At 58.9% G+C, this 12,641-nt stretch carries 10 protein-coding genes; 5 read left to right on the top strand and 5 right to left on the bottom strand.

Annotation, left to right across the window (positions count from 1 at the left end; genetic code table 11):
• Positions 1 to 157 precede the first annotated feature (157 nt).
• From hslV to IFT53_RS12560, 4 genes are all read left to right on the top strand, one after another.
• Complete coding sequence (gene hslV / locus IFT53_RS12575; protein WP_042619225.1) at positions 158 to 685, top strand: ATP-dependent protease subunit HslV; 528 nt, start codon at positions 158 to 160, stop codon at positions 683 to 685.
• 78 nt (positions 686 to 763) lie between these two features.
• Positions 764 to 2,071, top strand: a complete 1,308-nt coding sequence (gene hslU, locus IFT53_RS12570) for an ATP-dependent protease ATPase subunit HslU (RefSeq protein WP_192065055.1) — start codon at positions 764 to 766, stop codon at positions 2,069 to 2,071.
• A 147-nt stretch (positions 2,072 to 2,218) separates the two neighbouring features.
• Entirely contained in the window at positions 2,219 to 3,184 is a 966-nt protein-coding gene (locus IFT53_RS12565) for a DUF1402 family protein (RefSeq protein ID WP_192065052.1), read from the top strand.
• Between the two features lie 123 nt (positions 3,185 to 3,307).
• Complete coding sequence (locus IFT53_RS12560; protein WP_192065050.1) at positions 3,308 to 5,476, top strand: malate synthase G; 2,169 nt, start codon at positions 3,308 to 3,310, stop codon at positions 5,474 to 5,476.
• Positions 5,477 to 5,548: 72 nt separating this feature from the next.
• On the opposite strand, the gene IFT53_RS12555 is transcribed toward IFT53_RS12560, so the two are convergent.
• A complete protein-coding gene (locus IFT53_RS12555; RefSeq protein ID WP_042619237.1) occupies positions 5,549 to 6,238 on the bottom strand; it encodes a L,D-transpeptidase in 690 nt (229 codons plus the stop codon).
• A gap of 185 nt (positions 6,239 to 6,423) precedes the next feature.
• Between IFT53_RS12555 and IFT53_RS12550 the strand changes: the two genes are divergently transcribed.
• Positions 6,424 to 6,909, top strand: coding sequence for an MmcB family DNA repair protein (locus IFT53_RS12550; protein ID WP_042619227.1), 486 nt, complete (start codon positions 6,424 to 6,426; stop codon positions 6,907 to 6,909).
• A 3-nt stretch (positions 6,910 to 6,912) separates the two neighbouring features.
• Here IFT53_RS12550 and IFT53_RS12545 read toward each other — a convergent pair whose 3' ends face one another.
• From IFT53_RS12545 to IFT53_RS12530, 4 genes are all read right to left on the bottom strand, one after another.
• On the bottom strand, positions 6,913 to 7,503 hold the full coding sequence (locus IFT53_RS12545; protein ID WP_192065048.1) for an ActR/PrrA/RegA family redox response regulator transcription factor: 591 nt from the start codon (positions 7,501 to 7,503) through the stop codon (positions 6,913 to 6,915).
• An 83-nt stretch (positions 7,504 to 7,586) separates the two neighbouring features.
• On the bottom strand, positions 7,587 to 8,894 hold the full coding sequence (locus IFT53_RS12540; RefSeq protein WP_192065046.1) for an ActS/PrrB/RegB family redox-sensitive histidine kinase: 1,308 nt from the start codon (positions 8,892 to 8,894) through the stop codon (positions 7,587 to 7,589).
• A gap of 75 nt (positions 8,895 to 8,969) precedes the next feature.
• Complete coding sequence (hrpB, locus tag IFT53_RS12535) at positions 8,970 to 11,435, bottom strand: ATP-dependent helicase HrpB (RefSeq protein ID WP_192065477.1); 2,466 nt, start codon at positions 11,433 to 11,435, stop codon at positions 8,970 to 8,972.
• Between the two features lie 10 nt (positions 11,436 to 11,445).
• Complete coding sequence (locus IFT53_RS12530) at positions 11,446 to 12,396, bottom strand: ornithine cyclodeaminase family protein (protein ID WP_192065044.1); 951 nt, start codon at positions 12,394 to 12,396, stop codon at positions 11,446 to 11,448.
• Between the last annotated feature and the right edge of the window lie 245 nt (positions 12,397 to 12,641).

Here is a 12,641-nt window from a genome sequence, read left to right as displayed (position 1 = left end):
GCAGTAAATATCCAGCCATTACATTGTCTTGCCGCATCGCAAACAGGTCAGCTGCGGTCACGTCATTTGCAATCGCAAAAACGGGACTTACATAGGTTTTGAAACGGATCGACGACGGATCCCGTGTAACGCCCGCTCAAGGGCAAACAGGTGTTTGATGACAACAATTATTACGGTGAGAAAAGCCGGCAAGGTTGTGATGGCCGGTGACGGCCAGGTCAGCCTCGGCCAGACGGTGATGAAGGGCAATGCCCGCAAGGTGCGCCGCATCGGCAAGGACGGTGATGTGATTGCAGGTTTCGCCGGTGCAACAGCCGATGCGTTTACGCTGCTCGACCGTCTCGAAAAGAAGCTGGAGCAATATCAGGGGCAGTTGATGCGGGCAGCCGTGGAGCTCGCCAAGGACTGGCGGACGGACAAGTATCTGCGCAACCTTGAAGCCATGATGCTGGTGGCCGACAAGTCGATCACGCTGGCCATTACCGGTAATGGCGATGTGCTGGAGCCGGAACATGGCACAATCGCCATCGGGTCTGGCGGAAACTACGCCTATGCCGCTGCCCGCGCCTTGATGGATTCGGACAAGTCGGCGGAAGAGGTTGCGCGTCAGTCGCTCGATATCGCTGCCGATATCTGCGTCTATACCAACCATAATCTCGTGATTGAAACGCTCGACGCAGAGTAGACTGCGCCTTCTAGAACTCATGGGTCTTGTGGGCCGGGCCGCAACGGCTGGCCGCAATGGGACGCCGAAAGGAACAAGATGACGACTTTTTCTCCCCGCGAGATTGTCTCTGAACTCGACCGCCACATTATCGGCCAGAATGATGCCAAGCGCGCCGTGGCCATTGCGCTGCGCAACCGCTGGCGCCGCCAGCAACTGGCTGACGATCTGCGCGATGAGGTGATGCCGAAGAACATTCTGATGATCGGACCGACCGGTGTCGGCAAGACCGAGATTTCCCGCCGTCTGGCAAAGCTCGCCGGTGCGCCCTTCATCAAGGTCGAGGCCACCAAATTCACCGAGGTCGGCTATGTCGGTCGTGATGTCGAACAGATCATCCGTGATCTGGTGGAAATCGGCATCGGGCTAATCCGCGAAAAGAAGCGGGTCGAAGTACAGGCGAAGGCCCATGCAAGTGCTGAGGAGCGCGTGCTGGACGCGCTGGTCGGTTCGACCGCATCGCCAGCCACCCGCGACAGTTTCCGCAAGAAGCTGCGCGATGGCGAGCTGGACAAGAAGGAGATCGATATCGAGATTGCCGATACAAGCTCTGGCATGCCCGGCTTCGATATTCCCGGCATGCCGGGTGCCAATATCGGCGTTCTCAATCTTTCCGACATGTTCGGCAAGGCCATGGGTGGACGCACCAAGAAGGTGCGCACATCGGTGGAAAAATCCTACGCCGATCTCATTCAGGATGAATCCGACAAATTGCTGGATAATGACCTCATCCAGCGCGAAGCGGTGAAGTCCGTGGAAAATGACGGCATCGTCTTCCTCGATGAAATCGACAAGATTGCTGCCCGCGATGGCGGCATGGGTGCCGGTGTGTCACGCGAAGGCGTGCAGCGCGATCTGCTGCCGCTGGTGGAAGGCACGACGGTCTCCACGAAATATGGACCTGTGAAGACAGACCATATTCTCTTCATCGCATCCGGCGCATTCCATGTGTCGAAACCATCGGATCTTCTGCCGGAACTTCAGGGCCGTTTGCCCATTCGCGTGGAACTGAAGCCGCTGACCAAGGAAGATTTCCGCCGCATCCTGACGGAAACGGAGGCAAGCCTCATCCGCCAATATATCGCGCTGATGGCGACGGAAGAGTTGAGCCTCGAATTTACCGATGACGCTATCGACGCTTTGGCCGATGTTGCAGTTCACCTCAATGCCTCGGTCGAAAATATCGGTGCGCGTCGTTTGCAGACGGTCATGGAGCGGGTGCTGGATGAAATTTCCTTCAACGCACCTGACAGAGGCGGCTCTGCGGTGAAGATCGATCAGGCCTATGTGAAGGAACATGTGGGCGATATCGCTGCGGATACCGACCTTTCGCGCTATATCCTTTAAACCATAAGAGTGCGGCAGACCCTGCCGCACTCTTATTTTACTGGACTTCTCTCGACATCAGGCCACGGATTTCGCTAATGAAAGCGTTAACGGCTCTGGAATGAAATGGTCCGGTCATCGCACCGGTCGAGAAAAAGGCGTCTGCTCGTGCGTAAAACTCTTCTGGCATTGGCTGCTGTCGTGGCTTTCGGTTCGCTCTCGCAGTCCTATGCGCAGGCGGCAACAACGGTCCCGCCCGGCAACCGCAATGCCGAACAACCCGGCGTCCCCGGCGCCTCGGCGCGGCGCACCAAGGGCTCCAACTCGACCTTTGATCGCAAGTATCAAAAGGTTGTCGAGCTTTTGTCCACCGACAAGCAACTCATCTCCAAGATCAAATCCACAGCCAGCCGTTATGGCATCGATCCCATCCACATGGTCGGCGCCATCGTTGGCGAGCATACCTATAATGTCGATGCCTATGACCGGCTGCAATCCTATTACGTCAAGGCTGCGGCCTATGCAGGCAACAGCTTCCGCTTCGGGTACAAGGATGAGAGCATCGCGCAGTTTCTGGCGCATTCGCAATTTGCAAAATGCGACGCCAAGCGTGATTCCGTCAGCCTCTGGACCTGCCGGGAAGACGTCTGGGATGACAGTTTTCGCGGCAAGACGGTGGATGGCGTCAGCTATCCCGACAACCGCTTCAGCGCGGTTTTCTTCCAGCCCTTCTATGCCGGCCAGACATTCGGCCTTGGCCAGATCAACCCGCTGACGGCGCTGATGCTGTCGGATATGGTGGCGCGCATATCAGGCTATGAAAAACTGGACGAGAACGATGCGGCAGCCGTCTACACCGCCATCATGGACCCGGATCGCTCGCTGGCCTATATGGCCGCCGCCATCCGCAAATCCATCGATGACTATAAATCGATTGCCGATCTGGATATTTCAAAGAACCCCGGCGTCACGTCCACACTCTATAATCTCGGTGGCAGTCAGCAGCGCGCAGCCGTGCTCGCCCGAAAGAACCGCGAGCGCGCCGGCAGCGGACAGGGGCCCCTGATGCCCGAGGAAAATTATTACGGCTGGCTGGTAAACGAGAAACTGCCGGAACTTGAAGGTCTTCTCTAGTTTCAGGGTGGATCAGAACGATTTGCCGAAAGAAAAAATCATTCGGCACGCGGCTGCGATTGACGAGACGGGCGTTCAGCGTCCACTCTCAGCCTAAAGACAACGGACATGGGAGATATAACGGTGAGCCGCATTGAACAGCATGGTCTTTCCTTTGACGAAACACTCTATCGTTTTCTGACAGACGAGGTGCTTCCGGAAACCGGTCTGGAGCGACAAGCATTCTTTGCGGGCTTTGCGCAGATCGTTGATGATCTCTCGCCGAAAAACCGTGAGCTGCTGCAAAAGCGCGATGGTTTTCAGGAAAAGCTGGATGCGTGGTACCGCGAAAATGGCGCGCCGGTTGATCTTGCCGCCTATGAGACCTTTCTGCGCGATATCGGCTATCTGCTGCCGGAAGGCGCTGCCTTCCAGGTGAACACGCGAAATGTCGATCCCGAGATCGCCGGCCTTGCCGGTCCGCAGCTCGTCGTGCCGGTTATGAATGCGCGCTATGCACTGAATGCTGCCAATGCTCGTTGGGGTTCGCTTTACGATGCGCTCTACGGCACGGATGCAATTTCCGATGACGATGGTGCCGAAAAGGGCAGGGGCTATAACCCCAAGCGTGGCGCAAAGGTCATCGCCTGGGCACGGAATTTTCTGGATCGCTCCGCCCCGCTGGCAAGCGGCAGCTGGAGCGACATTACCGGTTTCAGGATTGCTGACGGCGTTCTGGAAATCGGCCTTGGCGCGGAATGGGTCGGCCTTGGCGATCCCGCACAATTTGCAGGCTACAATGGTGAAGCATCCGCGCTGTCATCCATCCTTCTGACCAAGAACGGTCTTCACGTCGAAATCGTCATCGACCCATCGACCGATATCGGCAAAAGCGATGCCGCCGGCATGTCCGATGTCATCCTCGAATCGGCGCTGACGACGATCATGGATTGCGAGGATTCGGTTGCCGCTGTGGATGCAGAGGACAAGGTTGTCGCCTATCGCAACTGGCTTGGCCTGATGCGCGGCGATCTGACCGAGGAAGTGGCCAAGGGCGACAAGACATTCACCCGCCGCCTCGACCCGGACCGCCACTATACCGCACCCAACGGTTCGGCGCTGACGGTGCCGGGCCGCTCGCTGATGCTGGTGCGCAATGTCGGCCACCTCATGACCAACCCCGCCGTGCTGGATCGTGATGGAAGAGAAATTCCCGAAGGCATCATGGATGCCATCGTGACCGGCCTTATCGCGCTTTACGATGTCGGCCCCGGTGGTCGCCATCAGAATTCCCGTGCAGGCTCCATGTATGTGGTCAAGCCGAAGATGCACGGCCCGGAAGAGGTGGCCTTTGCGTCTGAGATTTTCGGTCGCGTTGAGGCGCTGATCGGCATGGCACCCAATACCATCAAAATGGGCATTATGGATGAGGAGCGCCGCACCACCGTCAACCTCAAGGAGTGCATTCGCGCCGCCAAGGATCGCGTCGTGTTCATCAATACGGGCTTCCTGGATCGCACCGGCGATGAAATCCACACCTCTATGGAAGCTGGCCCGATGATCCGCAAGGGCGACATGAAGCAGGCGGCATGGATCGCGGCTTATGAAAACTGGAATGTCGATATTGGCCTCGCCTGCGGTCTTTCCGGCCATGCCCAGATCGGCAAGGGCATGTGGGCCATGCCTGATCTGATGGCCGCCATGCTGGAGCAAAAGATCGCCCATCCCAAAGCCGGTGCCAACACGGCCTGGGTGCCTTCGCCAACTGCCGCCACGCTTCACGCCACCCATTACCACAGTGTGGATGTGGCTGAAGTTCAGGAGACCTTGAAGGATCGCGACCGCGCCAAGCTCGCCGATATCCTCTCCGTCCCGGTCGCGGTTCGTCCCAACTGGAGTGCGCAGGAAATCCAGCTGGAGCTGGACAACAATGCGCAAGGGATCTTGGGCTATGTCGTGCGCTGGGTCGATCAGGGCGTCGGTTGCTCGAAGGTGCCAGACATCAACAATATCGGCCTGATGGAAGACCGCGCCACCTTGCGCATCTCCGCCCAGCACATGGCCAACTGGCTGCGCCACGGCGTGGTCTCGCAAGAGCAGATCGTCGAGACCATGAAGCGCATGGCCAAGGTGGTCGATGGACAAAACGCAGGTGATGCCGCCTATCGTCCGATGGCCGAGAATTACGAAAGCTCGATTGCCTTTCAGGCGGCGCTCGAACTGGTTCTTAAAGGTCGGGAACAGCCCAACGGTTACACCGAACCGGTCCTGCACCGCCGCCGTCTGGAGCTGAAGGCCAAGCAGACAGCGTAATAACTGAAGCAACAAAAAAGCCGCCGGAAATGATGTTTCCGGCGGCTTTTTCGTGTTCGATTGCGGATGATCTTACTGGATCACGACAACCTTGGAGCTGCGGCCCGGACGGACACGGCTGTAAAGGTCTATCACGTCCTGGTTGATCATGCGGATGCAGCCGGAGGAAGCAGCGGTGCCGATGGATGCCCATTCCGGCGAACCGTGGATGCGGAACAGCGTATCCTGGCCCTTTTCGTTGAAGAGATACATGGCGCGTGCGCCGAGCGGGTTGGTCAGGCCTGGGCCCATGCCACCTTCGACGTAGCGGGCAACTTCAGGCTTCCGCTCTGCCATTTCCTTAGGCGGATGCCACATTGGCCATTCCTGCTTCCACGCAACATAGGCTTCGCCAGCCCATGCAAAGCCCTGCTTGCCAACGCCGATACCGTAGCGCACAGCCTTGCCGCCTGGCAGGATGTAATAGAGGAAACGCTCGCGGGTGTTGACGATCACGGTGCCTGCTTTTTCCTGCGTCGAATATTCCACGATCTGACGGTGGAAACGCTTGTCCACGCGGTTGATAGGAATGGCTGGCAGGGCATAACCGGCATCGGTCGTTGCGCCATAGACTTCGTCGCCGAAAATCTGTGTCGTTTCAACATAGGCCGGTGCCGGGGCGCTTGCAGTTGCGGTCTGCGTCGACGTCGATGTCGAGGCGCAACCGCCCAGAGCAAAAGCCGACGACAGGCCGAGGGCAGTCAAAAAATTGCGGAGGCGCATTGTGATCTCGCGGGAAAATATCGCCATCATCAGGCGATGGAGGAAGCTCTATTGAATAAAGGGGTTATTTTCGATTAATCTTGTGTTGGCAAGCCGTGGCCTCGCAGCAGAAGAATATGACGCTCGAAATTCTGGCCGGATGGCCTTTTTGCAACATCAGAGGGGCTTCTGGCCCGGATTAATCCATGACTATTCTTTCCATCATCAATACCAACCCGTTAATCGACGGACGGCAATCGCCCAATGCGATGCTGGTTCGGCGCGGCGTGCAGGTGTTGCTGAACGAGATGAGGCACTCGGTGCTACCGGAATTGTCGCTTTCCAGCGGGCGTCGGGCAGATCTCATCAGCCTGTCGGTAAAGGGGGAGATATGGATCATCGAGATCAAATCCTCCATCGAGGACTTTAAGGTGGATCGCAAATGGCCTGATTATCGCCAGCATTGCGACCGGCTCTTCTTCGCCACCCATAGCGGCGTGCCGCTGGATATCTTTCCGGAAGACTGCGGTCTGTTCGTGTCCGATGGCTATGGCGCGCATATGGTTCGTGAAGCGCCGGAACACAAGATGCCGCCCGCCGCCCGCAAGTCGCTGATGCTGGACTTTGCCCGCACCGCTGCCCGCCGCCTGATGATGGCTGAGTGGTCTACCGGCAAGGATTACGCCGACTAAACCTTACTTCGGTGCGCGCTTGGCCAGAATGCGCTGCAAGGTGCGCCGGTGCATGTTGAGCCGCCGCGCCGTTTCAGACACATTCCGCTCGCACATTTCATAGACGCGCTGAATATGCTCCCACCGCACCCGGTCTGCAGACATCGGGTTTTCCGGCAGGTCCACCTTGTCGCCTTCGCGCTGGGTCAGCGCGTTGAACACATCATCTGCGTCCGCAGGTTTGGCCAGATAATCGAGTGCGCCGAGCTTCACCGCCGTCACGGCTGTGGCGATGTTGCCGTAACCGGTCAGAACCACGATCTGCGTGTCGTCCCGGTGCTGGCGAATGGCCTCGATCACCTCAAGACCGTTGCCATCGCCCAACCGCAAATCCACGACAGCATATTTCGGTGGCGCAAGCCTTGATTTGGCAATGCCCTCGCTGACTGATTCGGCAGTGTCGACGGTAAAGCCACGTGTTTCCATGGCGCGTGCCAGGCGGCGCAGGAACGGACCGTCATCATCCACGATCAAAAGGGATGCGTCTGGCCCTATCGGGTTTGCCGTGTCCACGGTTGCTTCAGCTGCCTGATTGTTCTGCTGCTCGTCACTCATGCCTGATCTCCCGGCCTGATCTCGCGGCCATTTCGTCTTATATAGGGCTGTGGCCGTCTTGCCGCCAGCCACACCTCACAAAGTTACTTAGCCCTGCTATCGTCCATAATGTCGCGGGGCCAGACAACGGTCACCCGCGCACCCGCGGCTTCCGGTCCGCGGTTTGCAAAGGTCAGTGTGGCGCCTGAACGCTCCAGCAGCGTCTTGGCGATGAAAAGCCCGAGGCCCAAGCCTCCCGCGCGCGTCATATCCTGCCGTCTCGTCACATAAGGCTCGCCGATCCGCGCCAGAATGTCAGGCGCATAGCCCTGTCCATCATCCTCGACCGTCACCTTGACCTGCTGTGAATCGTGCTCGACGGTTACAGTCACCGCCTCCTTTGCGTAATCGACCGCATTTTCCAGCAGATTGCCAAGGCCGTAGATGATCCCGGCATTGCGCGCGCCCACCGGCTCGCCGCTTCGCCCGCTTTTCTCAACCAGCCGAAGCTTGATGCCGAATTCTCTGTGCGGTGCCATCACCTCCTCGATCAATGAAGACAGCGGCAGCTTGCGCAGATGCTCCTCACCCTCAGCCGAAAGCGAGGTCAACCTGCGCAGAATATCGCGGCATCTTTGGCTCTGGCTGCGCAGCAAGGCCACGTCTTCGCGAAAACGATCATCCTCGCCCAGTTCCCGTTCCATCTCCTTGGCCACGACGCTGATGGTGGCAAGTGGTGTGCCCAGTTCGTGGGCAGCAGCGGCTGCAAGGCCATCCAGCTGCGAAAGATGCTTTTCCCGTTCCAGCACCAGCTCCGTTGCCGCCAGCGCATCCGCCAGCTGGTTTGCCTCATGCGACACGCGATAGGCATAGAAAGCGGCAAACAGCATCATGGCCACAATGGAGCACCAGATGCCGATATGGATGATGATCTGGATCGGCAATGTTTCATCCGGGTACCAGGGAACCGGAAAGGGCGAGAAGGCGATGGCGGTAACGCAGACAATTGCGAATACCAGCAGCATCAGCGAATGCTTCATGGGCTGCGAGGCAAAGGCGATGATGACCTGCACGCAGATCAGCGGCGCAAAGGGGTTGGAAAGCCCGCCGGTAATATAGATGAGCGCCGTCAGTTGCAGCAGGTCGAACGCCAGAAGCATCGTCGCTTCCCACGGCTCAAGCCGGTAGGTCGAGGGAAAGCGTGCGGACAGGAAGATATTGGCCATTGCAAGCGCGCCGATCAACACGGCACAGGTCAGCAGAGGCAACGGAAAATTCAACCCGAAGGCCACGATCAGGATCGTCGCACTTTGTCCCACAACGGCCACCCAGCGCAGCCAGACAATCGTTTGCAGGCGAATGTGGCGGCTGGCCCGGCCAAGCCGCGTGTTTTCTTCTGCCTGGGCTGCCATCAACCCGTCTCCTCTCAGGCATGTCTCGCAAAGCGTTCAGCACGTTTGCGAGTGGGACATGCGAAAATGATATCTCTATGTGCCGCGCGGCTTCACGCGGTTGGTCGGTTGCGCCGAAGCGGGATCTTCCGGCCACGGGTGGCGCGGGTAACGTCCGCGCATGTCCGCGCGCACATCCTTCCACGATCCCGCCCAGAAACCGGGCAGATCCCGTGTGGTCTGTATCGGCCTGTGCGCGGGTGACGTCAATTCCAGAAGCAGTGGCAATTTGCCGCCCGCGACCGCTGGGTGCTGCTTCAGGCCGAAAAGCTCCTGCACGCGAATGGTCAGCGTCGGTTCTTCGCCGTCATAGCTGATCGGGTGCTTCTGCCCGGTGGGTGCCTCGAAATGCGTCGGCAGCAATTTGCCCATTTCGCGCTGCGCCGCATGGGGCACAAGCGACAGAAGTCCATCCATGATACCGCCCGACTTTACGTCCTGAATGCTCTTTGCATCATGCTGAAACGGCACGAACCACTCGTCCAGACGCGCAACAAGCGCCTCTGCGGATGTATCCGGCCATGGGTCGCCAATCGTGCGGTGCAGAAAGCCGAGCCGCTGCCGCAACTGTTGCGCCTCTTTGGAAAAGGCCAAAATGGCCAGCCCATGCTCCCGAATGCCGTTTGCCAGAGCAGACGCGGCTTTTTCACCCGTCGGTTTTCCAAGCGGGGTTTCTTCTAAAATGATGGCACCGATGCGGGTCACGCGGCGGGCGCGGACCTGGCCGCTCGCCTTGTCGAAAAACAGCTGATCCTCTTTGGTGATTGCGTCAGGCAGATGCTCTTCCACATCCATGCGGCGGATGGAGGCTGCGGCCAGAATGCGCGGCTGTGCGGCACGCCCGGTCACGTCAGCCACCACAAGCATTTTCTCTGTCGCCAGCCGTTCTGTCTCGGCCAGCTCGGCACCCCGGCCATTCGCCATCACATAACGTCCCCGCCCGCCGCGCTGGAAGGCGATGCGATCGGGATAGGCATGCAGCAACAGCTCCCCTGATGTGATAGGCTCGTCAGATCGGGCAGCATTACCAAGAGATGTCGCTATGCGTTTGGCCAGACCCTTCGCAGCCACGGCGCGTTCGCCTTTCTCATGTTTGAAACGCCGCAGTCTTTCCTCAAGATCGATATCATTGCCGCCCAGCCCCTGTTCAGTCAACAGCACCGCCAGTATGGCCGCCTCTGTGCCATGTCCAATATCTCCGGCAGCAATGACCATGGCGGACAGGCGAGGGGGCATGGCCAGCTCACGCATCTTCCGGCCACGCGGCGTGATGGCACCAACGGCATCCAGCGCGCCAAGGCTGGTCAGAAGGGCGCGGGCTTCGCCAAGCGCCGTCTGCGGCGGCTGATCCAGAAAGGCGAGGGATGCGGGGTCGCTGACGCCCCAATGGGCCAGATCGAGGGCAAGGCCTGAGAGATCGCTCGCCAATATCTGTGGCGGGGTAAAGGCAGGCAGGGCAGCTGTCTGGCCCGCATGCCACAGCCGGATGGCGATGCCCGGCTCGGTTCGCCCTGCACGCCCCGCCCGCTGATCGGCAGAGGCACGGGAGACTTTCACGGTTTCAAGCCTTGTCATGCCGGTGGAGGGTTCAAACACCGGCAAACGCTGCAATCCGCTATCGATCACCACCCGCACGCCGTCGATGGTGATGGAGGTCTCGGCAATCGATGTTGCCAGCACAATCTTGCGCTTGCCGGGCTCTGTCGGCTTGATCGCCGCATCCTGTTCCTTCTGGGAGAGATTGCCGAAAAGCGGCGTGACACTCGTGTCCGGCCCAAACCGGCCTTCCAGCCGCTCGACAGTGCGCAGAATTTCGCCCTGTCCCGGCAGAAAGGCGAGAATGGACCCTGTTTCGCTGTTATGGGCGTCGATGATGGCCCGCGCCACCTTGTCTTCAATCCGCTCCTGTCCCGGCCTGTCATCATGGCGGATGTCGATGGGAAAGCTGCGCCCAAGGCTCTTGATCACAGGCGCATCTTTCAGCATGGCGCTGATCCGCTCGACATCCAACGTCGCAGACATGACGAGGATGCGCAGATCATTGCGAAGCCCGGCCTGCACATCGAGAGCCAGCGCAAGGCCGAAATCGCCATCGAGGGAGCGTTCGTGGAACTCATCGAAAATAACCGCAGAGATGCCTGCAAGCTCGGGGTCATCCAGAACCATCCGCGCAAACACACCCTCGGTCACCACCTCGATCCGGGTCTTGCCGGAAATGCGGTTATCCAGCCGCATCCGGTAGCCCACGGTTTCACCGACGCTTTCGCCAAGCAAAGATGCCATGCGGCTGGCGGCTGCCCGTGCTGCCAGCCTACGCGGCTCCAGCAGAATGATCTTGCCATCGCCGCGCCACGGCTGATCAAGCAGGTAAAGTGGCACCAGCGTCGTCTTGCCAGCGCCCGGAGGCGCGCAAAGCACGGCCTGTACGCCAGCGGTCAAAGCCGCGCCTATCTCTCCCAGCACTTCGGTTACCGGCAGGGTTGGCAGGTTTTGTTCTCTCATATTGGTCATGCTACTCACGAATTGACTTCACGCTCTCATAGGCCAGAATCGCGCCTGCAAGGTCCTCCAGCGCGGCACCCACTGATTTGAACAGGGTGATCTCGTCCGCGTTGCTGCGTCCCGCATGGTGTCCGGACACCAGATCCGCTAACTCGGCGCGGATATCGCTGCGCTGGATGATGCCGGCCTCAAGAGGCTGGACAATATCGCCACCTTCCTTCAGCGCACCGGCAAATGTATCGACAAAGACAGACGCCCGCTGCACCGCCGCATCATCACTCTCTCGCATGGTCGGTTTGAACGCCCCAACCAGATCGAGATGCGCACCGGGCTTCAGCCATTCACCCTTGATAAGCGGTTCATTCGACAATGTGGCGCAGGAGATGATATCGGCCGAGCGCGCCGCTTCCTCAAGATTGCTACAGGCCTTGGCATTGAAGCCCAGCTGACGCGCTTCTTCTGCGGCCTTCTCAGCAGACGCGATATTGCGCCCCCATATATGGATGGTATCGAGCGGGCGGATGGTCGCATGCGCCTCAATCAGATTAAGCGACAGACGACCGGTCCCGACCATCAGCATCGACGTCGCATCTTTGCGTGCCAGATACTTCGCAGCCAGTGCGGAGGTGGCAGCCGTTCGCCGTGCCGTCAGCTCCCCCCCTTCTATAGCCGCCAGCATTTCCCCGGTCTTACCGGAGGAGAGGAGATAGGTGCCGAATATGGCGGGCAGTGAACGCTGGCTGTTGTCTGGAAAGACCGAGAGGATCTTCACGCCCATATAAGAGCCCGGCACCCAGGCAGGCATCATCAAAAGTGTCGCGTCGCTCTCACCGGGAACCTCAACCTCATGGTGATGCCGCACCGGCATGACGCAGCCACCGCGAAACATCGTTTCGATGGCATCTATAAGAGCTGGCCATTGCAGGGCGTTGCGGGTTTCTTCGGTGTTGAGAACAAGCATGGGACAGCTCCGGTCTGATGAACAGAGGGAACCTTAGCAATCTCACGAGACCGGGTGAAGCGAAGCAAGCGCAATGGCCTGCAAATCAGAGGGAATTGTGGGGCCAAAACTATCCACGCCGGCGAAAACCGAAAATACCCCTTTTGAAACAATAACCTACCACTTTTCTGTATTTTCTGTCTGACCTGCTGTTGACTTGTTTCGGGTGTGTCCTCTATAAGTCCGCTCACTGACGAGGGCGGCGG

Source organism: Rhizobium sp. CFBP 13644, from assembly GCF_014842165.1.
Lineage (GTDB): Bacteria > Pseudomonadota > Alphaproteobacteria > Rhizobiales > Rhizobiaceae > Agrobacterium > Agrobacterium tumefaciens_C.
Note: the sequence above shows the minus strand (reverse complement) of the source record. Positions and strands in the feature narration are given on the sequence as shown.

Bases quoted from the DNA above. Each gene is read 5' to 3' on its own strand.
- hslV (WP_042619225.1), top strand. From the start codon at position 158: ATGACAACAATTATTACGGTGAGAAAAGCCGGCAAGGTTGTGATGGCC.
- hslU (WP_192065055.1), top strand. From the start codon at position 764: ATGACGACTTTTTCTCCCCGCGAGATTGTCTCTGAACTCGACCGCCAC.
- IFT53_RS12555 (WP_042619237.1), bottom strand. From the start codon at position 6,238: ATGCGCCTCCGCAATTTTTTGACTGCCCTCGGCCTGTCGTCGGCTTTT.
- IFT53_RS12550 (WP_042619227.1), top strand. From the start codon at position 6,424: ATGACTATTCTTTCCATCATCAATACCAACCCGTTAATCGACGGACGG.
- IFT53_RS12545 (WP_192065048.1), bottom strand. From the start codon at position 7,503: ATGAGTGACGAGCAGCAGAACAATCAGGCAGCTGAAGCAACCGTGGAC.
- IFT53_RS12540 (WP_192065046.1), bottom strand. From the start codon at position 8,894: ATGGCAGCCCAGGCAGAAGAAAACACGCGGCTTGGCCGGGCCAGCCGC.
- hrpB (WP_192065477.1), bottom strand. From the start codon at position 11,435: ATGAGAGAACAAAACCTGCCAACCCTGCCGGTAACCGAAGTGCTGGGA.
- IFT53_RS12530 (WP_192065044.1), bottom strand. From the start codon at position 12,396: ATGCTTGTTCTCAACACCGAAGAAACCCGCAACGCCCTGCAATGGCCA.